Genomic DNA, 22,081 nt, shown 5'->3' with positions numbered 1-22,081 from the left:
TAACCCCGGCGGCTCCTGCCTCTATGCTGGGCGCATGTCCACATTCGAGGTCCGCCGCAGCGCCGTCATCCCTGCCACTCCGGAAGAAGTCTTTCCCTTGGTCAACGATTTCCACCAGTGGACAGCTTGGTCGCCGTGGGAGCAGATCGATCCCGGCATGAGCCGCCGTTACTTCGGCAGCGAATCCGGAGCAGGGGCGGGTTATGAGTGGAGCGGCAACCGGAAAGCCGGAAGCGGCACCATGGAGATCACCGAATCCGTACCCGCCAGCCTGATCCGGATCCGGCTCCAGTTCACCAGGCCGTTCAAGGCACTGAACCCCACCACGTTCAGTTTCACCCCGGTAGACACCGGTACGGAGGTGACCTGGCGGATGACAGGGGAAAACAAGGGCCTGGGCCGGGTCTTCGCGCTGTTCATGAACATGGACAAGATGGTGGGCGCCGACTTCGAGCGGGGGCTGGCAGCATTGGCATCCACCGTGGCGGCCAGGAAGAGCTGACGCTGTCCATGGGCGTCGTCGACGAAGCGCTGGCCGCGCTGCACGAACCGGACCGCGATTGCCTGCAGCATGTAGTTGAGCTTGCCCGGTCCCTGGCACCGGACGCCACGGAGGGCATGAGTTACGGAATGCCGGCACTGAAGCTGGACGGCAAACCCCTGATCGCCGCCGTGGCCGCTGCCAAGCATCTTTCCATTTTCCCGTTCTCCTCCGCAGTGGTCGAAGCGGTGGCCGGTCGCCTGGAAGGTTATTCGCTGTCCAAGGGAACCATCCGCTTTACGGCAGACCACCCGGTGCCTGAGGACGTGGTGAAGGACATCGTCCGGCTTCGGATGACGGAGATCCGCAAGTAAGGGTTCAAGCTACGGCGCCGGCGGGACTTATGGACCTTCTTCCCGCACCATGCCGTTGCCTAAGGTAAGGCCATGGCTGACACTTTCGCATCCCTTGCCGACACCTTCAAGAACATGGGCGTCGCCCGCGCCTACGGAAGCCCGGTGAACCTGGGCGGGGAGGACATCGTGCCCGTTGCGCTGGTGTCGTTTGGATTCGGCGGCGGCACGGAATCGGAAGACGGGGCGTCCGGCGGAGGAGGCGGCGGCTTCGTTGTCCCGCTCGGCATCTACCGGACGGTGAACGGCAGGCCGGCCTTTCGCCCCAACACCATCGCTGCCCTGGTATGCCTGGTACCCCTCGTCTCTGTCGCTGGTGCCGCTCTGCGTAAAGCAATCTGGGTAGCACGTAAGTAGCAGGCGGAAGCTGCTTCAGGGGTTTAAATCCCCTATTTCGCCGCGGGATTTTCAGTTCCATAATGGCCTCGTAGACTTCGGGGACCCCGCGTCGATGGCTGCTCCACACGGGCAAGCGGGATCCCAGGTGGCCGCCCCGGCAGTCGGCGGGAAGGACGGCCACATGGCCCGGCGGGGGACGGCCGGACCGGTTCGGGGGAGAGCGTCGCCATCACAATCGCACAGAGAGTTGTTCGTCATGCTCAAAGATTCGGAACTCATGGCCGTGCTGCCTGCCAAGGACATGGACCGCGCCAAGGAGTTCTACCGCGACAAGCTGGGCCTCGAACCGGCCCAGACCATCGAAAATGAGAACCTGATCTACCGGTGCGGCAAGGGAACCGGGTTCCTGCTCTACCGGACGGACAATGCCGGTTCCGCCAAGAACACCCAAATGTCCTGGGGCGTGGACGACGTCGAGAAGGAAGTGGAGGAACTCCGGGCCCGCGGCGTGGTTTTCGAAGAGTACGACATGCCGGGACTTAAGACTGAAAACGGCATCGCCACCATGGAAGGCATGGGCAAGGGTGCCTGGTTCCTGGATAGTGAGGGCAACATCCTCAACATCTCCTCGATCCCGTCCTGACGGCCAGGGCCCGGTACGCAGCCCAGCGAGTAAACGGGCTCAGCCAGTAGAAGTACGACGCCGGCACCTGCCGCCCGAAGCACCCGCACCCGGGTGCGTCGGCAGCGGCAGCCCGGCGCCGCCGTCGTACGTGGTCCAAAGGGAAGGAAAGGCGATGGGCAAGGAAGAAGCGGTGCCTGGGACGAAGGGCGTTTCAGTGGAGTTGTTGGCAACCGTCGATCTCGCCGGCGAGATCGATGGCATGCAAGGGCTGCAGATGCGGATGAGGATGGTGACCATCGAGCCCGGCGGCGTCTTCGGCCCACTCCATGACCACAAAGGCCGGCCCGGCACCGTGTACATCCTGCAGGGGACCATCACCGACCACCGTGACGGGGTGGCCACTGACTACGGGCCGGGAGTGGGATGGCCCGAGGACCGGACCACCAACCACTGGCTGGAGAACCGGGGGACGGTACCGGCGGTGGAAGTCTCGGTGGACATCGTCCGCAAAGCGCCGTCATAAATCCAAGCGCTATAGAAACCCGATGGCATACGGGCCCTGTTCTGGTTACCTTTTTCCTTACCGTGTTGAGCAGTCAGCTGGCTAGGCAGTCATGAGAGCCCGCCCTGATGAAATTCACAGCTCAGCAATTCACAACCCAAGAAGTTAGAGATCAAGGACCGCATTCCTGGTTCTATCGGCCCGGCGCTACGGCCCCGGGCCGGGTTTTCCATGCCTTCGACGGCTGGGACCTGGTTCCAGCCGCCGATCTGCTCATGCTGCGCCACGCCATCGAACGCTCCGGTGCCGATCTTCGCGATGCTGATGCCATCCTGCAGTTTGTGGAACAGGAGCTGCTGCGCCGGTCCGCAGTCCTGCCCCCGCCGGAGGCCTGATACCGTCTGCCGCCGTACCTCAAGTTGCAGCGGCAGATAGCGGCGGCCCATCACTGGCCGCCGCCACCGTGGGCCGGTGCCGGTATTGGGGGACCGGCCCACGGGTTAGCTGTCGTCTCAGCTAACGGCAGGCTCGCGGCGGCCCAGGGCAAGACGGATCGCGCCGCGAAGGGTGAGCCGGTTCCGCCTGGTGACCGCGACCACGGCGGCGATGCTCGCGAGCAGCACCACGATTCCGCCCACGGCGACGGACCACCGGGCGCCGAACTGGCTGCCGATCCAGCCCACCAGCGGTGAACCTATGGCGGTGCCGCCCTGGAGGATGGCCAGGTACAGGGCCAGCACCCGGCCACGGAACCGCGGCTCCACCGAAAGCTGGATGCTGGTGTTGCAGCTGTTCAGGAAGGTGATGGACGCCAGGCCCACCGGAATCAGGACGGCGGCGTAGACCCAGAACGTTGGCGCAATGCTGCCCAGGATGGTGGAGATTCCCAGTCCCAGTGCCCCGCCCAGCAGGAATCGCAGCCGGGGTCCGGAGCGCCGTGCCGCCAGGAGTGCACCGGCGAGCGTGCCTACGGCCATGATCGAGCCGAGGAGCCCGAATTCACTGGGTCCCATGCTGAATTCGGTGGTGGCCATCAGTGAGTTGATAACGGGAAAGTTCATTCCGAACGCGCCCAGAATGCCCACCAGGACCATGATCAGCATCAGGTCCGGCCTGCGGCGCACATACCTGATGCCTTCGGCCACCTGGTGCTTGTTCCGCTCGCCCTTTGCGGCGGGGGCGGGTTGGGTGACGCGGATCCGGAACAGCGAAATCAGGACGGCGGCGAAGCTGGCGGCGTTGAGCAGGAACACCGGGCCGGTGCCCACCCATGCGATGAGCACCCCGGCGATGGCCGGCCCGGTGAGCCTGGCGCTGTTGAAGGACGCCGAGTTCAGGGCCACTGCGTTGGAGATGTTTTCCTGGCCCACCAGCTCTGAAACGAACGCCTGCCGCGCCGGCGCGTCCACCGCGCTGGCCAGGCCGAGGCAGAACGCCGCCACATAGGCATGCCACAGCTGGGCGGTGCCGGTAACCACCAGGAGTCCGATGGCAAGGCCGGTGAGTCCCATAGCCAGCTGCGTCCACATGAGGATGATGCGCTTGCGGTAACGGTCCGCCAGCACGCCGCCGTAGGGGCCGAACAGCAGCATGGGCAGGAACTGCAGGCCCGTGGTGAGGCCGACGGCGGCACCCGAGTGATCAGTGAGGACGGTCAGGACCAGCCAGTCCTGTGCCACCCGCTGCATCCAGGTGCCGATGTTGGAGACGATCGCACCGCTTGCCCAAATGCGGTAGTTGGGGTTTTCGAGGGCCCGGAACATTGCGCTCATTTGCCGCTCATTTCCTGCATGATGCGGGCCGCGCGGCTGAGGATGAGCCGGTCTTCCTCGCTGAGGCCTGCCACGCGTTGGGCCAGCCAGGCAGTCCGCTGGCTCCGCGCCTCTGCCAAAACCGTCCTGCCGGCGTCGGTGATGTCCACGCGGACCTGCCGGCCGTCGTCGGGATCTGCGCTCCTGTTCACGAAGCCCTGGTCCGCCAGCGCGTTGACGATCCTGGTCATGGAAGGTGCCTGGACGTGCTCACTCTTGGCGAGATCCCGCAAGGTGCTGGGGCCGCTGCCATTCAGCAGGGCGAGGACCGTGTACTGGCCGGGGGTGATGGCGTCGCCGGTGGCCTCGACGCGGAGCCGGCGCGAAGTGCGCATCACGGCGGTGCGGAGATCGATGGCGAGGGTGTCGGGGGCTGCGGGGTCGGCAGTTGCCGTCTTTTTGGTTTGGGTGGCTGACATAAAAGCGGGTGCGCCTCCTGCTGGCATTCCTTAGCAGTGCTAATTAGTTCTGCTAACTATTATGCTTCGCTTGCTTATCAAAGGGCAATAGCGGGCAACGTGGGCTTGGCAACATGCTCGGGCCACGAAGCAAGTGGTGTGACCGCGGCGCGGTAGAGTCCTTCGGTCTGGCCGCGCCCGTCCGGCCGGCGTAGGCTCTGCTTCACCATGACCGAGCAGCAGCCTTATGAGTTGGTCCGGCGCTACCCGCACTTCGAATTGCGCCGGTATCCGGACTATGTCGTCGCCGAAGTGACGGTGACAGCCGGCTTTGACCGCGCGGGGAATGCCGCCTTCCGGTATCTCTTCAACTACATCAGCGGCAACAACATTGCCCGTCGGAAACTGGCCATGACCGCGCCCGTGCTCCAGGAGCCGCAGTCGGGCCCGCAGAAGTTGGCCATGACCGCCCCGGTGCTGCAAAGGGGTCCGCTGCCCGGTTCCAAACAGCCCGCTGAATTTACGGTGGCCTTTGTGCTCCCGGCTGACGTGACGGCTGAAACCGCCCCCGTACCCGCCGACCGCAAGGTCAGGGTGCGGGCGGTGCCGGGTTCGCTCGCCGCGGTAGTGGGATTTTCGGGCGGCGGTTCCGACTCTGCATTTGAGAAGCGCAACAACGGTTTGCAGGCCGCCCTCACGCTGGCCGGACTGACGCCCGTGGGCCCGCCCCGGTTCGCCCGCTTCGACCCGCCGTTCAAGCCGTGGTTCCTGCGGCACAACGAAGTCGTTCAGGACGTGCGGGAGCTTGGGGCAGGTTCTTCCTAGGGCTTGTGGGCGTCCCGGACGTGCTGCTGCGTCTGGCCCTGCATCACCCAGCGGTTGCCGTCCGGATCGCTGAAGTAGGCGAACAGCACACCGCCGAGGTCCTGGATCTCGCTGATGTCTGCCCCACGCCGGACCAGCTCGCTGCGGACCTCCGTGATGTCCGGGACCACCAGTTGCAGTCCCTCGAGGCTGCCAGGTGCCATGGTGGTCATCCCGGTGCCGATGACCACGGAAGCGGCGGAACCGGGAGGAGTCAGTTGGACCACGCGCATGCCGGGGAGGTGCTCCACATCATGGTCCAGGATGAAGCCCAGCTTTTCTGTGTAAAAGGCTTTCGACCTGTCGACGTCGGACACCGGGACCTGGACAACTTCAAGGCGCATCTGCATGCGGGCCACTTTATCCCTGGCATTTGCTTATGGGGAGTGGCAGCCACACAGACGGGTTGCCGTGTTGGTTCGCGGTGAATTGTGAAGCGCCGAATGCCCTTTGCGACGCCTTTTCCTCAAGGTCGCATCAAGACTGGCTGAATGTTCGCCGGGGATCACCGCGGCGCAGCTTTCCAGCCTCGCACCACGTTTAGGCTCCTCAATGATGAGTTTTGCCGGGCTTAGCAGCAGGCCTGGCAAATGCGGGGGCATCGGCAATCGGCGCCCCTTGTAAATGGGGAAAGAATGTCCGATTACGAAACCCTTCCCGGGTTTTCCTCTTTCGCGCCGGCACCGAAGCCGCCGCGGAAACCCCGCGCTTCAACGTTCATTGTTGGCGCAATGACCGTCCTGCTTATGCTCCTTGGTGCAGCAAGCGGCGGATTCGGCGGTGCCCTGGTCGTCCTGGCCATTTCACTTGCCCTCACCGGACTGTACGTCCTCCTGACGGGACGGCGCTCCTGGGCTTGGCTTCCTGCGAACCGGAAGGCCGGCGCCGTCGCTGTCGTTGCGTCGCTGGCCCTTTTCATTGGTGGTGCTGTCGCCCTGCCGCGTGTTGCAAGCGCGGACCTCAAGGCGGCCTCCTCGGAGAGCACTGCCAAGGCAACGCCCACGACGGCGAGCCCCACAGCAAAACCCAAGGTGTCGCCGTCGTCCACGCCAACTCCCACTGCGCAGGAAACCGGGGAACCGCTGGATCCGGAGAACCCGTACGTTCTTGCCGCCGGCGTCACTGCCACTGCGCCGAACGCGCAGCCTGCCTACGCCACCAAGGCGCTGGACCTGCTGGCAACCCTCCCCATCAAGGGCCGGGCGCCAAAGACGGGGTACGACAGGGCGCGGTTCGGCCAGGCGTGGGCGGACGTGGACCGGAACGGCTGCGATACCCGCAACGACATCCTCAAGCGCGACCTCACCGGCATCACCTACACGAACAGTGTGCCGTGCAAGGTGCAGTCGGGCACTCTCGCGGATCCTTACACGGGTACCACCATCAGCTTTGTGCGGGGCTCCGGCACCAGCACTGCTGTGCAGATTGATCATGTGGTGGCGCTCAGCGATGCGTGGCAGAAGGGCGCGCAGCAGCTCACCCCGGAACAGCGGACGGCGTTTGCGAATGACCCGCTGAACCTGCAGGCCACCGATGGGCCCACCAATATCAAGAAGGGCGACGGCGACGCGGCCACCTGGTTGCCGCCGAACAAGGCCTTCCGGTGCGAGTACGTCGCGCGCCAGATCTCCGTGAAGGCGACGTACTCGCTGTGGGTCACGCAGGCCGAACACGACGCAATGGCCGGGATCCTGGGCGACTGCGCAGGGCAGTTGGCCCCCACAAACCAGCAGGCTCCGGCTCCTGCGCCTGCCGCGGCTGAACCGGCACCAGCAGCAGTTGCTCCTGCTCCTGCTCCCGTTGCCCCGGCTCCGGCTCCGGCGCCGGGGGTCGTTGCTCCTGTCCCGGCCCCGGCGCCGGTTGCCCCCGCACCTGCTGCACCCGCTCCCGCACCTGCCGCTGGAGGAGGGGCTACGGCACTGTGTGTGGACGGCACGTTGTCCTATTCGGCTACACACCAAGGCACATGCTCACACCATAAGGGCGTAGCTGTCTGGTACAAGTGACCCTCCGTCGGGGGCCAACCCGGCTACCGCCCCGCGCTGGACCGCGACTCCGACGGCGTCGCCTGCGAGTAAGCCTTTTGCCCGCGGTCCGGGCAATTCCTACCACCATCACACGCATTCCTAGGGGGAAAAGTGAAAGAAAGTACAGTTCCTGCAGTTGGCAGGTTGAAGAAGACGCTGGCCCTGGCCGTGTTGGCCGGCCTCATGCTGACCGGTTGCGGCGGCAAGCAGGCAGCCACGCAGCCGACAGCAACGGCAACCGCAACGGCTGTTTCGCAAACAACGGAGACAGTCGTGGTCCCGGCCGTTGTGAACCTAACCCTGGACAAGGCCAAGGACCAGTTGGAAAAGCTGGGTTTCAAGGTTGAGGCCGTGGACAGCGCCAAGGGCAAGTCGATCATCGTCAAGAGCAATTGGCAGGTGGTCTCCCAGGACCCGGCCAACGGTGCACAGGCGGAGAAGGGATCCACGGTGCGTCTCGGCGTCAGGAACCTCGACGACGTTGCAGCGGAGAAGGCCGCCGCCGAAAAAGCAGCGGCTGATAAGGCTGCTGCAGAACAGGCCGCAGCCGCGAAGGCTGCAGCTGACAAGGCAGCTGCAGACAAGGCTGTTGCAGACAAGGCTGCGGCCGATCAGGCTGCGGCCGATCAGGCTGCCGCTGACAAGGCTGCGGCCGACCAGGCCGCGGCTGCAAAAGCTGCAGCGGATCAGGCGGCGCGGAATGCTGCGCAACCCCCCGCTGCCACTGTGCCCAACAGCGGGGGCGCGATTATTTGCAGTGACGGCTATGTCTGGCCTAGCACGACAAGGCAGGGCGCCTGCAGCAGGCATGGCGGCATCGCGAAGTAATGCCTTCACCACCAGAGAAGCTCTGGTATGTAACTCCTGAAAGGCGCTGCATAAGCCCCAAGTTGTATTCGTGAACAAATAAAGACGAGCCGCGGCTTCCAACGTAGAGGAATCCGCGGCTCGTCTGGTTTGAGTGATCATCGCCGGGATCGCTCGCTAAGTAACCCGTCGTCGGTGGTCTTTGTACCCATTCCGCGGGCCGCAGAGGTCCCCCGGCCGCCTCCGCAACCGCTTCTACATTCGTCCTGCGGTGAGGTCAGCGTCGACATTAGGATCCTTGCCGCCGCCTTCCTGTTCACTCGGTGGGGTCGGCTTCTGCTTCGACGCCTGTGTGGAGCGCCAGACGACTGCACCAGCGGCGAGGGCTGCGAGCCCGAGAATCCACAACCACACCTTGGGTGCGGCCCGACGGGCCTGGACGGGGGTCGGTGCGGTCACTTTCGGCCCGACGCGCTTCAGCTGTTCCTGGACCCGGGGCGTAAGGGTCTCTACGCCGCCGGCCAGTTCATCCGCCAACCGCCGCAACAAGGCTTGGAGGCGCGGGGAGGCAGTCTCAATGCCAGTATCCAGCCCGGCCACTGCTCTCTGGAGCGCAGCCTGGACACCCGGCGTGGCCCATTCCCTGCCCCTGGATAGTTGAGTCAGGAGGTTCTCGGAGAGACGGTGGATCCGTTCGGTCTCGGTCATTGGTTCTGCTGTGCGCATGAATGCCTCCTTGATGTGATCGGTGAGGCCAGACTAGGGCGGGCCAAAGTGCGGAAACAGGGTCTTTAGAACCGGGACACCGTGGACTGGAATGGCTTAGTACCTGCCCGGGCACCCAGCAGTTCCGGAACCGCGGTACTGGAACGGCTTTATGGAGTCTGGGGACGACGGGAGGCGGCAAGGGCCGCCAGGTCACGGATCAGGCGCTGCACCTCATGTTCCCTGCGCATGGAAGCCGAATTTTGCTGAATCACGCGGGGTCTTGCCAAGGGCTTCCTGGGCGGGGCAGGAACAGGAACGACACCCCTCACAGGCGCCGCGCTGGATACGTCCGCGTTGGCGTGCGAGATACCTGCGCCCATTTGTCCCCCTTGGCTTGGTCCTTCTAGGGGCGGTCCCCTAGCCATTGCCGTAGGGACACTCTAGGAACGCCAAGGATGGTGCGAAAGGCACTTTGTCCAATATCGGGACTAATTGCTGCAATCTTGAGGTTCGATCCGCGGAAAATTGTCCGGCTGCCACCTTGGGTGCGGAGCTGGCGGCGGCTGGGGGAGGCATTCGTGGTCTCGGGCGAACACCTTCGCCGCCAGCTCCGGTTCTGACTCTAGGGCCGAACAGTTTCCCTGAGCCCGAGTAATCGATACGCGTTTCCCACAGGACGGCTACTTGTTGGTGGGCACCGACGAAGGGGTAGTGCCGCCTGTGCCGGAGACCACACAGGGGAATTACGACGGCGTCAGCCGGCCTGGGTGCCTCAATGACCCGTCCTACCTCTAGATTCAGCGGATTCTGCCGATGAAACGTCCGATTTGCGGTGGGGGTTGTGTGCGGGTATTGTTTTCTGAGTCGCCGCCGCTGAAGCGGAAAAATAGCGGCCAACCCCCTTTGATGACAGCCTGGAAAATGGTTCGCTTTCGTGGCGTGCTGGTGATGGGTGGGGCCGGTTCTTTTGAAGTTTTGCCCGCTGGAAGGCGGATTTGCGAAGCTGTGGGGGATCGGGTAAGTTTGAAAAGTTGCTCCGGAGCGATCCTGAACGTTGGTTTGGGTGGTGCCGGGTGTGTCTGTTGTTTGAGAACTCAATAGTGTGCCAAGTTTGTTGATACCGATTATGTATGTAATTGGTTGATTGTGCCGAATCGTGCCGCCCCTGTGGTATTGGTTTGGTGTTTTTAGCTGGTTTCAAATTTTGTGCAGCCATTATGACCGTTATTTCCGGTGGTTTTGGTTGTGTCTGTTTTTGTTTTACTTCAACGGAGAGTTTGATCCTGGCTCAGGATGAACGCTGGCGGCGTGCTTAACACATGCAAGTCGAACGATGAAGCCCACTTGTGGGTGGATTAGTGGCGAACGGGTGAGTAACACGTGAGTAACCTGCCCTTGACTCTGGGATAAGCCTGGGAAACTGGGTCTAATACCGGATATGACCTTCCATCGCATGGTGGTTGGTGGAAAGCTTTTGTGGTTTTGGATGGACTCGCGGCCTATCAGCTTGTTGGTGGGGTAATGGCCTACCAAGGCGACGACGGGTAGCCGGCCTGAGAGGGTGACCGGCCACACTGGGACTGAGACACGGCCCAGACTCCTACGGGAGGCAGCAGTGGGGAATATTGCACAATGGGCGCAAGCCTGATGCAGCGACGCCGCGTGAGGGATGACGGCCTTCGGGTTGTAAACCTCTTTCAGTAGGGAAGAAGCGTAAGTGACGGTACCTGCAGAAGAAGCGCCGGCTAACTACGTGCCAGCAGCCGCGGTAATACGTAGGGCGCAAGCGTTATCCGGAATTATTGGGCGTAAAGAGCTCGTAGGCGGTTTGTCGCGTCTGCCGTGAAAGTCCGGGGCTCAACTCCGGATCTGCGGTGGGTACGGGCAGACTAGAGTGATGTAGGGGAGACTGGAATTCCTGGTGTAGCGGTGAAATGCGCAGATATCAGGAGGAACACCGATGGCGAAGGCAGGTCTCTGGGCATTAACTGACGCTGAGGAGCGAAAGCATGGGGAGCGAACAGGATTAGATACCCTGGTAGTCCATGCCGTAAACGTTGGGCACTAGGTGTGGGGGACATTCCACGTTTTCCGCGCCGTAGCTAACGCATTAAGTGCCCCGCCTGGGGAGTACGGCCGCAAGGCTAAAACTCAAAGGAATTGACGGGGGCCCGCACAAGCGGCGGAGCATGCGGATTAATTCGATGCAACGCGAAGAACCTTACCAAGGCTTGACATGAACCAGACCGGGCTGGAAACAGTTCTTCCCCTTTGGGGTTGGTTTACAGGTGGTGCATGGTTGTCGTCAGCTCGTGTCGTGAGATGTTGGGTTAAGTCCCGCAACGAGCGCAACCCTCGTTCCATGTTGCCAGCGGGTAGTGCCGGGGACTCATGGGAGACTGCCGGGGTCAACTCGGAGGAAGGTGGGGACGACGTCAAATCATCATGCCCCTTATGTCTTGGGCTTCACGCATGCTACAATGGCCGGTACAAAGGGTTGCGATACTGTGAGGTGGAGCTAATCCCAAAAAGCCGGTCTCAGTTCGGATTGGGGTCTGCAACTCGACCCCATGAAGTCGGAGTCGCTAGTAATCGCAGATCAGCAACGCTGCGGTGAATACGTTCCCGGGCCTTGTACACACCGCCCGTCAAGTCACGAAAGTTGGTAACACCCGAAGCCGGTGGCCTAACCCCTTGTGGGAGGGAGCTGTCGAAGGTGGGACTGGCGATTGGGACTAAGTCGTAACAAGGTAGCCGTACCGGAAGGTGCGGCTGGATCACCTCCTTTCTAAGGAGCACCTACAACAACCACCCGCTCAACGCATGTTGGTGGTGTGGTGTTGTCAGGAGTAAAGGCCCGTTGCACGGACGAATGTTCCGTGGCGGGTGCTCAAGGGTGGAATATCAACAAATAGCGGCTGTTTCTTCCTGCGCTCTGTCCTAGTACGAACCTTTGGTTCTGGAACGGTGGGTGCGGGGTGGGGATGGTTTAGTGTTTGGCACACTGTTGGGTCCTGAGGCAACAGGACCATGTGGTGGCTCTCCGTTTGTGGGGGTTGCCGGGTGGGTTTTGTTTGTTTCTGGTTTCCCTGCCATGACGGTTCACGCGCTTTGTGTGTGTGTGGTGTGGGGTTGTTGTTTGAGAACTACATAGTGGACGCGAGCATCTTGTATAAGAAGCAATTTCCAAGATATTTGAACCTGGATCTGGTTCGTGTGCCTTTTGGGTGTGCGGGACAGTTTCTGTGGTTCTCTCGAGTGAGCTTGTTTTTGATCTTTGTGGTCAAGTTTTTAAGAGCACATGGTGGATGCCTTGGCATTAGGAGCCGAAGAAGGACGTAGGAATCTGCGATAAGCCTGGGGGAGTCGATAACCGGACTGTGATCCCAGGGTGTCCGAATGGGGAAACCCCGCCAAGCGCGCGAGTGACTTGGTGACCCGTACCTGAACACATAGGGTGCGTGGGGGGAACGCGGGGAAGTGAAACATCTCAGTACCCGCAGGAAGAGAAAACAATAGTGATTCCGTTAGTAGTGGCGAGCGAACGCGGATCAGGCTAAACCGTTCCATGTGTGATAGCCGGCGGGCGTTGCATGGTCGGGGTTGTGGGACTTTCCATACCAGTTCTGCCGGGCTGGTGGGGTGTGATGTGCGCGCATAGGTGAACGGTTTTGAAAGGCCGGCCAGAGAGGGTGTTAGTCCCGTAACCGTAATGTGTTTGTACCGCCTGTGAGAGTATCCCAAGTAGTACGGGGCCCGAGAAATCCCGTGCGAATCTGTCAGGACCACCTGATAAGCCTAAATACTCCCTAATGACCGATAGCGGACCAGTACCGTGAGGGAAAGGTGAAAAGTACCCCGGGAGGGGAGTGAAACAGTACCTGAAACCGTGTGCTTACAATCCGTCGGAGCAGCCTTGTAGTTGTGACGGCGTGCCTTTTGAAGAATGAGCCTGCGAGTTAGTGTTACGTCGCGAGGTTAACCCGTGTGGGGCAGCCGTAGCGAAAGCGAGTCTGAATAGGGCGTGTGAGTGGCGTGATCTAGACCCGAAGCGAAGTGATCTACCCATGGCCAGGTTGAAGCGACGGTAAGACGTCGTGGAGGACCGAACCCACTTCAGTTGAAAATGGAGGGGATGAGCTGTGGGTAGGGGTGAAAGGCCAATCAAACTTCGTGATAGCTGGTTCTCCCCGAAATGCATTTAGGTGCAGCGTTGCGTGTTTCTTGCTGGAGGTAGAGCTACTGGATGGCTAATGGGCCCTACAAGGTTACTGACGTCAGCCAAACTCCGAATGCCGGTAAGTGAGAGCGCAGCAGTGAGACTGTGGGGGATAAGCTTCATAGTCGAGAGGGAAACAGCCCAGACCACCAACTAAGGCCCCTAAGCGTGTGCTAAGTGGGAAAGGATGTGGAGTTGCCCAGACAACCAGGAGGTTGGCTTAGAAGCAGCCACCCTTAAAAGAGTGCGTAATAGCTCACTGGTCAAGTGATTCCGCGCCGACAATGTAGCGGGGCTCAAGTACACCGCCGAAGTTGTGGCATTCACACATGTTCTAAGCCGTCATGGTTCAGGAGTGTGGATGGGTAGGGGAGCGTCGTGTGGGCGGTGAAGCTGCGGTGTAAACCAGTGGTGGAGCCTACACGAGTGAGAATGCAGGCATGAGTAGCGAAAGACGGGTGAGAAACCCGTCCGCCGAATGATCAAGGGTTCCAGGGTCAAGCTAATCTGCCCTGGGTAAGTCGGGACCTAAGGCGAGGCCGACAGGCGTAGTCGATGGACAACGGGTTGATATTCCCGTACCGGCGAAAAACCGCCCATGCTGAGCGGGGGATACTAACTGCCCGAAACCTGCCCGACACCCCTTGTGGGTGAAGGGTTTTGGTGGAGCGCAGGACCTGATCCCGGGAGGCAAGCGTATTAACAGGTGTGACGCAGGAAGGTAGCCGAGCCGGGCGATGGTTGTCCCGGTCTAAGGATGTAGGGCGAATGGTAGGCAAATCCGCCGTTCATGTGCCTGAGATCTGATGGGACCCCCGTTTGGGGGGATTTGGTGATCCTATGCTGCCGAGAAAAGCATCGACGCGAGGTTTTAGCCGCCCGTACCCCAAACCGACACAGGTGATCAGGTAGAGAATACCAAGGCGATCGAGAGAATTATGGTTAAGGAACTCGGCAAAATGCCCCCGTAACTTCGGGAGAAGGGGGGCCCCAACCTTGAACACCACTTGCTGGTGGGAGGGGATCGGGGCCGCAGAGACCAGGGGGAAGCGACTGTTTACTAAAAACACAGGTCCGTGCGAAGTCGCAAGACGATGTATACGGACTGACTCCTGCCCGGTGCTGGAAGGTTAAGAGGACCGGTTAGCCGTAAGGCGAAGCTGAGAATTTAAGCCCCAGTAAACGGCGGTGGTAACTATAACCATCCTAAGGTAGCGAAATTCCTTGTCGGGTAAGTTCCGACCTGCACGAATGGAGTAACGACTTCCCCGCTGTCTCAACCATAAACTCGGCGAAATTGCAGTACGAGTAAAGATGCTCGTTACGCGCAGCAGGACGGAAAGACCCCGAGACCTTTACTATAGTTTGGTATTGGTGTTCGGAGTGGCTTGTGTAGGATAGGTGGGAGACGTTGAAGCCCGGACGCCAGTTCGGGTGGAGTCATCGTTGAAATACCACTCTGGTCACTTTGGACATCTAACTTCGGCCCGTAATCCGGGTCAGGGACAGTGCCTGATGGGTAGTTTAACTGGGGCGGTTGCCTCCTAAAAAGTAACGGAGGCGCCCAAAGGTTCCCTCAGCCTGGTTGGCAATCAGGTGTCGAGTGTAAGTGCACAAGGGAGCTTGACTGTGAGAGAGACATCTCGAGCAGGGACGAAAGTCGGGACTAGTGATCCGGCGGTACATTGTGGAATGGCCGTCGCTCAACGGATAAAAGGTACCTCGGGGATAACAGGCTGATCTTGCCCAAGAGTCCATATCGACGGCATGGTTTGGCACCTCGATGTCGGCTCGTCGCATCCTGGGGCTGGAGTAGGTCCCAAGGGTTGGGCTGTTCGCCCATTAAAGCGGTACGCGAGCTGGGTTTAGAACGTCGTGAGACAGTTCGGTCCCTATCCGCTGCGCGCGCAGGAAATTTGAGAAGGGCTGTCCTTAGTACGAGAGGACCGGGACGGACGAACCTCTGGTGTGTCAGTTGTACTGCCAAGTGCACCGCTGATTAGCTACGTTCGGATGGGATAACCGCTGAAAGCATCTAAGCGGGAAGCTCGCTTCAAGATGAGATTTCCATACACCTAGCGTGTGAGAGGCCCCCAGCCAGACCACTGGGTTGATAGGCCGGATGTGGAAGCGAGGACTAACGACTCGTGAAGCTGACCGGTACTAATAGGCCAACAACTTACACCACACAGAAAAACAATCTGCTTGCGTCCACTATGTGGTTCCCAACCAACAACCCCCAACACGGGCTTGTCTGGCAGGAACCAACCAACTGAATAACAACACCACAATGTTGTAACCACTGGTTTTCCCACCCCCGGCACGCCGGGGGAGCGGGTGAAAGGGTTACGGCGGTCATAGCGTGGGGGAAACGCCCGGTCCCATTCCGAACCCGGAAGCTAAGACCCACAGCGCCGATGGTACTGCACCCGGGAGGGTGTGGGAGAGTAGGTCACCGCCGGAACACAATTACTGGTCGAGGCCCCAACCACCACGGTTGGGGCCTCCCACATTTAACAACCACAACGAGCACCAGGGACGCCCCCAAAACCCCCGCTCACCTCTGGCAGCCAGGGAACGAACCCCTGCTCACCTCTGACAGGAAAATCAGGAATCCTCGCTCACGTCCTTCTCGAGGCATATCCGCGGCCCCTCCAGCGAATCCTGCAGGATGTGAGCGGGCGTCGGGGGAGAAGCTGCTAGACGTGAGCGGGCGTCGGTAATAGGGGCTGTGGATTGTTGAACAATCTGAGTTTTTAGGGCATTCTTGAAGGACACCAATCCGAGACGGAGATCACAATGCCCAGCATCGACCTGAACAGCGACGTCGGCGAGTCCTTTGGGAACTGGTCCTTCGGCGATGACGCCGCAATTTTTGAGAGTGTTTCCAGTGCCAACGTAGCGTGCGGCTTCCACGCAGGCGACCCCGTGGGGATTATGGCCACGTGCCAGGCAGCCGTGAAGGCCGGCGTCACCGTGGGCGCCCACCCCGGCTACCGGGACCTGGCAGGGTTCGGCCGCCGCTATGTGGACATGACCCCCGCCGAACTGACGGCAGACGTCGTCTACCAGATCGGCGCCGTCCAGGCCGTGGCCCTCGCCGCCGGAACCGCCGTCCGCTACGTCAAGCCCCACGGCGCCCTGTACAACACCATCGTGAACCACCCGCAGCAGGCAGGCGCCGTGGTGGCCGCAATCCTGGCCGTGGACCCCACCCTTCCCCTCATGGTCCTTCCCAACTCCGAAATCCAGCGCCAGGCCGACGCCGCCGGACTGCGGACCGTTGCCGAGGCCTTCGCTGACCGCGCCTACAACCCCGACGGCACGCTGGTCTCCCGCCGTGAAGCCGGCTCCGTGCTGCACGAGGTGGATGACGTCGTCGAACACGTCCTGCGCCTGGCCGGCGACGGCGTGGTCCGCGCCACCGACGGATCCCTGGTCCCCGTCAAGGCGGAAAGCATCTGCCTGCACGGTGACACCCCCGGCGCCGTGGCCATGGCTGCCGCCGTCCGCTCCGCGCTGGAGAACGCCGGCATCCAGATCCAGAGCTTCGCGTAGCCATGACCGCCACGCAGCAGCAGTCGGACAATAAGTCCGTCCATGCGGAAGTGACCGGCATCCGCCCGGCCGGGGACCGTGCCATCCTGGTTGAGCTCTCATCCCTGGACGCCGTGCTCAGCCTCCAGGCCCAGCTCACTGCCCACCCGCAGCCGGGCCAGATCGACGTCATCGCTGCCGCGGCCACCGTCCTGGTGACCGCGGATTCGCCCCAGGCTGTCCGGGGACTGGCCGCGCACGTGCGCAGCCTTGACCTCGACGCGCCTGCTGAGATCGAGAGCGCGCTGGTCACCATTGACGTGGTGTACGACGGCGAGGACCTGGACGAGGTGGCGTCGCTCACCGGCCTGGGCCGGGAGGCGGTGGTGGCCGCCCACACGGGCCAGCTTTGGACTGCTGCCTTTGCCGGCTTTGCGCCAGGTTTCGCCTACCTCACCGGTGAAAATCCCAGCTTGGAGGTTCCCCGCCGCCGGTCACCGCGAACCGCTGTGCCCGCGGGCGCCGTCGCGCTTGGAGGCGCCTTCTCGGCGGTTTACCCACGGCAGTCGCCGGGCGGCTGGCAGCTGATCGGCCGCACCGATGCCGTGATGTGGGACCTCGGCCGGGAGAACCCCGCCCTGATCCGTCCCGGGGATACCGTCAGGTTCAAGGGCGTCCGGGCGCAGGCGACGGTGACAGTACCTCAGCAGGCAGAATCCAGGCGACCGGAAGAACTCCAGCCGGCAGATGATCTGTCAACGGCCGCACCCGGCGCGGGCCTTATCGTCCGCAAGCCTGGGCTTCAGGCCACTGTCCAGGACCTGGGCCGCCCCGGCTTCGCGTCCTTGGGCGTCAGCAGCGCCGGTGCCATGGACCGCGGGGCACTGCGCCGCGCCAACCGCCTGGTGGGCAACACCGAAGGCGAAGCGGGGATCGAACTCCTCTTCGGCGGACTCGAGCTGGAAGCCCTCACCGACCAGGTCCTCGCAGTGACCGGAGCAGAGGTCCCGCTGGAGATCGCGCCCGGCAGTAAAGCACAGAGCGCGACGGCGGCGCGGCACCCCGCGTGCGACGCCCCCTTCGCGCTGCTGGCCGGGGAGAAGCTCACAATCGGCAACGCCACCAGGGGCCTCCGTTCCTACCTGGGCGTCCGTGGCGGAATCGGCGGCCCCGAAGCCCTGGGCAGCCGGTCCACGGACACCATGTCAGGAGTTGGCCCCGAACCGCTTCAGGCCGGCACCGTCCTGCCCGTCCACGTCCCGAAGTCCGGCAGCGTGGTGGGCCACCCTGAGCTGTCTCCCCTCCCGGACCAGGACAACGCCACCGTACTGCGCGTGGTCCCCGGACCGCGGCAGGACTGGTTCAGCAACGACACCCTGCAGGACTTCCTGAACCAGGAGTGGACCGTCACGCCCCAGTCCAACCGGATCGGCCTGCGCCTCAACGGCCAGGCGCTGACCCGCAGCCGGGACGGCGAACTGTCCAGCGAAGGAACCGTCCGCGGCGCCGTCCAGGTGCCGCCCGAAGGCCAGCCCGTCCTCTTCCTCTCCGACCACCCGGTGACCGGCGGGTACCCGGTGATTGCCGTCGTCGTCCACGCGGACCTGGACAAGGCCGCCCAACTTCCCCCTGGCACCTCCGTGCGGTTCGCCGCTGCAGCGCCTCCGGCAGAACTGCCCGACACACTTAAGGAAAGCTCCCATGCGTAAAGTCCTCATTGCCAACCGCGGCGAAATCGCCGTCCGGATTGCCCGGGCCTGCGATGATGCAGGCCTGGAAAGCGTGGCCGTCTACGCAGACCCGGACGCCGACGCGCTCCACGTCCAGGCTGCCACCGAGGCCTACTCGCTGGCAGGAACCAGGCCCCAGGAAACCTACCTGGACATCGAGAAAATCCTCGCAATAGCCCAAAAGAGCGGTGCCGACGCCGTCCACCCCGGCTATGGCTTCCTGTCCGAAAACGCCTCCTTCGCCCAGGCCGTCACGGATGCCGGCCTGACCTGGATCGGCCCCTCCCCGGAGACCATCCGGCTGCTGGGCGACAAGGTCAGCGCCCGCGAGGTGGCAGTCCGCGCCGGAGCCCCGCTGGCCCCCGGCAGTGACGGCCCCGTGGACAGCGCCGAAGAAGTGCGCGCCTTCGCCGAACAGGTGGGCCTGCCCGTGGCCATCAAGGCTGCCTTCGGCGGCGGCGGTCGCGGCCTCAAGGTGGTCCGGAACCTGGCCGACATCGAGGAAAGCTTCGACTCCGCGGTGCGCGAATCCCTGGCCGCCTTTGGCCGCAGCGAATGCTACGTGGAGAAGTTCCTGGACCGGCCCCGCCATGTGGAGGCCCAGGTCATCGCGGACACGCACGGCAATGTGGTGGTGGTGGGCACCCGTGACTGCTCGCTGCAGCGCCGCCACCAGAAACTCGTGGAGGAGGCCCCCGCACCCTTCCTCACCCCCGAACAGCGGGCCGAAATCCACGCCTCCGCCAAGGCCATCTGCCGCGAGGCCGGCTACGTCGGCGCGGGCACGGTGGAGTACCTGCTCGACGGCAGCGGCTTCCTGAGCTTCCTGGAGGTCAACACCCGTCTGCAGGTGGAGCACCCCATCACCGAGGAGACCTCGGGCGTGGACCTGGTGGCCGCCCAGTTGGCCATTGCGGCGGGGGAGAAGCTTCCCGTCCTGGAGGATCCGGAACCGCGCGGCCACGCGTTTGAGTTCCGGATCAACGCTGAGGATCCGGGCCGCGGCTTCCTGCCGTCCCCGGGCGCGGTCACCGGGTTTGAGGTGCCCACCGGCCCCGGAATCCGCCTGGACACCGGGGTCCGCGCCGGCTCCGTGGTCCCCGGCCAGTTCGATTCCCTGCTGGCCAAGCTGGTGGTCACCGGCGCCGACCGGCAGCAGGCCCTCCGCCGAGCCCGCCGCGCCCTGCGCGAGTTCCGGATCGGCGGCCTGGCGACCGTGCTGCCCTTCCACCGCGCGGTGGTTGACGCCCCGGACTTCACCGGCACGGATGACCTGAACGTCTACACCACCTGGATCGAAAACGAGTTCACCACCGCCCTCGACGCGGATCCTGCGTTCAGCCCGGCCGCTCCGGAGGAGCCGCGCCGGACCATCGGCATCGAGGTGGACGGCAAACGGATGGAGCTTGGGCTCCCCAAGGCGCTGCTGGACTCCCTGCTCGACGGCGGCGGCCGGCGGGCTGCGGACGCTCAGGAGAGCCACGCTGAGAACCAGACAGAGAAGAACGACGGCGACCTGCTGGCAACCATGGCCGGCACCTTGGTCAAGTGGCTGGCTGCGCCCGGGGCCAGCGTTGAGGAAGGCGAGACGGTGCTGGTGCTCGAAGCCATGAAGATGGAGACCGCCGTCGCCGCCCACCGTGCCGGCACGCTGGGAGAGCAGTTCGCTGCTGCGGGAGACTCCGTGGGGCCCGGCCAGGTGCTCGCCACTATTTCCTGACGCGCCTCAGGAGCGCATACGCGCGAACACGCGGCTCACTGCGAGACTGAACCAGAGCTGGAGGTCGTGGAACCTGTCACGGAGCAGGTGGACGGTGAACAACCCGGAAGGTTCCTGGTGCGCGGCCAGCCAGTGGCGCGCCCGGTCGGTTTTTTCTGACCTGAAGCCGGGACGGATGATGCTGATGGCGTCCAGGGCGGAAACGAGGTCCGTCATCCAAAAGGGAAAGCTGAACTCGGTCCAGTCGACGGCACGGCCCTTGTCCGGATAGACGTCCGGCTCGAAGAAGCGGGCCGCCAGCAATTCCGCAGCCTTTTGGGCGGAGGTGCTGTCGCGGTGCTTGGGGTGGGCCGCGTACGCCCTGAGCACGATCCCGGTGACCAGGTGCGAAAACGGCTGAGCAGGGTCGCCGGTAATGGTGTGCGGGTCGTCGAGCGCGTCGAGTTTCCTGCCCCGGGTGCGGAGCGGAAGGGCCCAGCCGCCGTCGTCCTGCCGCGAGGCCTCAAGCCAGCTGAACGCCCGTTCCACGCGCGGATCCTCGCTGTACCCCGCTTTGCTGAGCAGTCCGATCAGGGCGGCCGTGTAGTTGGGAGACACCTGGTTGCCATAGATCCCTCGAAGATCACCTTGGCCGGTTTGGTGTGCGAGCACGTATTCAGCGGCTGCGGCGAGAGCCGGATGCGGGTGCGTGATCCCGAACATCTCCACGAGAAACCCAAGTTGCCGGTAGGTCTCCAGCAGGTCGTATTCCGTGCTGGCGCGGGGCCGTCGTCCCGGGTAGGTCCACGATCCGTTGGCCGCCTGGCGCCGCAGGATCCGGCGCACGGGCGGCAGGTCCCAGAGTTCCTCGCCCGGTGCACCGGCTGTGGCGGCGGGCAGCCCTGCCGATTCGGGGAGGAACCCGCGGATGGCCCAGAAGCGCACGGCGGGGTGTCCACTCGACAGCAACGGGGCGATCGGGTCGAAGCGGAGGCCGTCAAGCCACGTCATGGACACCATCATGGCGGAGTACGTCCGACGCGGACAGGGTCAACGGTCTCCTGCCCGATATCGTGGTGCCATGACGTTTGACGAGGTACTGGCCGATCTCCAAGCCCAAGCCAGGACCACCAAGCACGCCGAAACGGGCCTCTGGGTGGCCGCCCAGCTGCGCAGCCGCATCGAGGCCGGCCTGCTCAAGCCAGGTTCCAAGCTCGCGGAGGAAGCCCTCCGCGAGGCCCTCGGCGTGTCCCGCAACACCCTGCGCGAGGCGTTCACCGCGCTGCACGCCGAGCACATCGTCACCCGCATCCCCAACCGCGGCGTCTTCGTGGCCCACCCCACCGCGGACGACATCCGCGAGATCTACCGGGTGCGCCGCTTCCTGGAGCCGGCCGCGGTGCTGTGGTCCGGCGAAACCTCCATCGAGCCGCTGCCGGCCATCATCAAAGCCGCCAGGGCCGCCGCCGCGGAAGGAGACATTCCCGGCATGGCCGGCGCCAACCAACACTTCCACCGCGCCATCGTGGACCGCGCCGGCAGCGAACGGCTCAACAGCCTGATGGACCAGGTCCTGGCCGAGATGCGCCTGGTGTTCCACTCCATGGCTGCCAACCCGGCCTTCCACGAGCCCTACGTGGAGGACAACGCGCACATCGTGGAACTCCTGGAGTCGGGGGACAAAGCCGCGGCAGCGGACTTCCTGGCCACCTACCTGGACCGCGCCGAGGCCCAACTGCTGGACGCCGTCGGCCGCTAGGAACCAAACCCCTCCTACAGGGGGTTGCAGGATTGTTGAACAAAAAGCTATGCTTTAGATCACACCGTTGTTCTGCAGCTCACACAACCCTGCAGTCCCAACGCAACCGGGGCTCCCGCCCCTCGGCGCCGTCACACCCAACGACCAACCGCACAGACGCGC

The 22,081-nt window shown here is 63.2% G+C and carries 18 protein-coding genes, 3 rRNA genes and 1 pseudogene; 17 read left to right on the top strand and 5 right to left on the bottom strand.

What is annotated here, in order from left to right; all coding sequences use genetic code 11:
* Nucleotides 1–34: 34 nt before the first annotated feature.
* The 6 genes from FBY30_RS01655 (at nt 35) to FBY30_RS01625 (ending at nt 2,755) form a co-directional block, all read left to right on the top strand.
* On the top strand, nt 35–502 hold the full coding sequence (locus FBY30_RS01655) for an SRPBCC family protein (protein WP_142130880.1): 468 nt from the start codon (nt 35–37) through the stop codon (nt 500–502).
* Nucleotides 503–510: 8 nt separating this feature from the next.
* Nucleotides 511–855: an iron chaperone gene (locus tag FBY30_RS01650; protein ID WP_142130879.1), complete on the top strand. Its 345-nt coding sequence runs from the start codon at nt 511–513 to the stop codon at nt 853–855.
* A 72-nt stretch (nt 856–927) separates the two neighbouring features.
* Nucleotides 928–1,251, top strand: a complete 324-nt coding sequence (locus FBY30_RS01645; RefSeq protein WP_142130878.1) for a hypothetical protein — start codon at nt 928–930, stop codon at nt 1,249–1,251.
* 238 nt (nt 1,252–1,489) lie between these two features.
* Nucleotides 1,490–1,876 carry a VOC family protein gene (locus FBY30_RS01635; protein ID WP_142130876.1) on the top strand — a complete coding sequence of 129 codons (387 nt, stop codon included), beginning with the start codon at nt 1,490–1,492 and terminating at the stop codon, nt 1,874–1,876.
* Between the two features lie 154 nt (nt 1,877–2,030).
* Nucleotides 2,031–2,381, top strand: coding sequence for a cupin domain-containing protein (locus FBY30_RS01630; protein WP_142130875.1), 351 nt, complete (start codon nt 2,031–2,033; stop codon nt 2,379–2,381).
* Between the two features lie 107 nt (nt 2,382–2,488).
* On the top strand, nt 2,489–2,755 hold the full coding sequence (locus FBY30_RS01625; RefSeq protein WP_142130874.1) for a hypothetical protein: 267 nt from the start codon (nt 2,489–2,491) through the stop codon (nt 2,753–2,755).
* 117 nt (nt 2,756–2,872) lie between these two features.
* On the opposite strand, the gene FBY30_RS01620 is transcribed toward FBY30_RS01625, so the two are convergent.
* Complete coding sequence (locus tag FBY30_RS01620; protein ID WP_142130873.1) at nt 2,873–4,132, bottom strand: MFS transporter; 1,260 nt, start codon at nt 4,130–4,132, stop codon at nt 2,873–2,875.
* On the bottom strand, nt 4,129–4,590 hold the full coding sequence (locus tag FBY30_RS01615; RefSeq protein WP_142130872.1) for a MarR family winged helix-turn-helix transcriptional regulator: 462 nt from the start codon (nt 4,588–4,590) through the stop codon (nt 4,129–4,131). The genes FBY30_RS01620 and FBY30_RS01615 overlap by 4 nt, the downstream gene beginning before the upstream one ends.
* Before the next feature lie 207 nt (nt 4,591–4,797).
* On the opposite strand from FBY30_RS01615, the gene FBY30_RS01610 reads away from it, so the two are divergent.
* A complete protein-coding gene (locus FBY30_RS01610) occupies nt 4,798–5,394 on the top strand; it encodes an SOUL family heme-binding protein (protein ID WP_142130871.1) in 597 nt (198 codons plus the stop codon).
* On the opposite strand, the gene FBY30_RS01605 is transcribed toward FBY30_RS01610, so the two are convergent.
* On the bottom strand, nt 5,391–5,783 hold the full coding sequence (locus FBY30_RS01605) for a VOC family protein (RefSeq protein WP_142130870.1): 393 nt from the start codon (nt 5,781–5,783) through the stop codon (nt 5,391–5,393). The two genes, FBY30_RS01610 and FBY30_RS01605, sit on opposite strands and share 4 nt — an antisense overlap.
* A gap of 381 nt (nt 5,784–6,164) precedes the next feature.
* Here FBY30_RS01605 and FBY30_RS01600 point away from each other — a divergent pair, with 381 nt between their 5' ends.
* The 3 genes and pseudogenes from FBY30_RS01600 to FBY30_RS01590 all read left to right on the top strand — a co-directional run bounded on the left by FBY30_RS01600 (nt 6,165) and on the right by FBY30_RS01590 (nt 8,288).
* Nucleotides 6,165–7,439: a GmrSD restriction endonuclease domain-containing protein gene (locus FBY30_RS01600; RefSeq protein ID WP_235009297.1), complete on the top strand. Its 1,275-nt coding sequence runs from the start codon at nt 6,165–6,167 to the stop codon at nt 7,437–7,439.
* Between the two features lie 12 nt (nt 7,440–7,451).
* Nucleotides 7,452–7,511: pseudogene (locus tag FBY30_RS21215) on the top strand (excalibur calcium-binding domain-containing protein); the annotation flags it as partial.
* A gap of 60 nt (nt 7,512–7,571) precedes the next feature.
* Nucleotides 7,572–8,288: a PASTA domain-containing protein gene (locus tag FBY30_RS01590; protein ID WP_235009296.1), complete on the top strand. Its 717-nt coding sequence runs from the start codon at nt 7,572–7,574 to the stop codon at nt 8,286–8,288.
* A 234-nt stretch (nt 8,289–8,522) separates the two neighbouring features.
* Here the strand turns inward: FBY30_RS01590 and FBY30_RS01585 are convergent, their stop codons facing one another.
* On the bottom strand, nt 8,523–8,993 hold the full coding sequence (locus tag FBY30_RS01585; protein ID WP_142130869.1) for a hypothetical protein: 471 nt from the start codon (nt 8,991–8,993) through the stop codon (nt 8,523–8,525).
* Between the two features lie 1,247 nt (nt 8,994–10,240).
* Here FBY30_RS01585 and FBY30_RS01580 point away from each other — a divergent pair.
* The 6 genes from FBY30_RS01580 to FBY30_RS01555 all read left to right on the top strand — a co-directional run bounded on the left by FBY30_RS01580 (nt 10,241) and on the right by FBY30_RS01555 (nt 20,181).
* Nucleotides 10,241–11,763 (top strand): 16S ribosomal RNA (locus tag FBY30_RS01580).
* Between the two features lie 493 nt (nt 11,764–12,256).
* A 23S ribosomal RNA gene (locus FBY30_RS01575) occupies nt 12,257–15,382 on the top strand.
* Between the two features lie 159 nt (nt 15,383–15,541).
* Nucleotides 15,542–15,658, top strand: a 5S ribosomal RNA gene (rrf, locus tag FBY30_RS01570).
* Together the 16S, 23S and 5S rRNA genes form the textbook arrangement of a ribosomal RNA operon.
* A gap of 335 nt (nt 15,659–15,993) precedes the next feature.
* Nucleotides 15,994–16,752: a LamB/YcsF family protein gene (locus FBY30_RS01565; protein ID WP_142130868.1), complete on the top strand. Its 759-nt coding sequence runs from the start codon at nt 15,994–15,996 to the stop codon at nt 16,750–16,752.
* A gap of 2 nt (nt 16,753–16,754) precedes the next feature.
* Complete coding sequence (locus FBY30_RS01560; protein WP_142130867.1) at nt 16,755–18,440, top strand: 5-oxoprolinase/urea amidolyase family protein; 1,686 nt, start codon at nt 16,755–16,757, stop codon at nt 18,438–18,440.
* Nucleotides 18,433–20,181, top strand: a complete 1,749-nt coding sequence (locus FBY30_RS01555) for an acetyl/propionyl/methylcrotonyl-CoA carboxylase subunit alpha (protein ID WP_142130866.1) — start codon at nt 18,433–18,435, stop codon at nt 20,179–20,181. Before FBY30_RS01560 ends, FBY30_RS01555 begins: the two co-directional genes overlap by 8 nt.
* 6 nt (nt 20,182–20,187) lie before the next feature.
* Here FBY30_RS01555 and FBY30_RS01550 read toward each other — a convergent pair whose 3' ends face one another.
* Nucleotides 20,188–21,171, bottom strand: a complete 984-nt coding sequence (locus FBY30_RS01550) for a prenyltransferase/squalene oxidase repeat-containing protein (RefSeq protein ID WP_235009295.1) — start codon at nt 21,169–21,171, stop codon at nt 20,188–20,190.
* Nucleotides 21,172–21,241: 70 nt separating this feature from the next.
* Here FBY30_RS01550 and FBY30_RS01545 point away from each other — a divergent pair, with 70 nt between their 5' ends.
* Nucleotides 21,242–21,919 carry a GntR family transcriptional regulator gene (locus FBY30_RS01545; RefSeq protein ID WP_142130865.1) on the top strand — a complete coding sequence of 226 codons (678 nt, stop codon included), beginning with the start codon at nt 21,242–21,244 and terminating at the stop codon, nt 21,917–21,919.
* The last annotated feature ends 162 nt before the right edge of the window (nt 21,920–22,081 follow it).

Origin of the sequence: Arthrobacter sp. SLBN-83 (genome assembly GCF_006715285.1) — a bacterium.
Lineage (GTDB): Bacteria > Actinomycetota > Actinomycetes > Actinomycetales > Micrococcaceae > Arthrobacter.
This window is presented reverse-complemented; position numbering and strand designations above follow the sequence as displayed.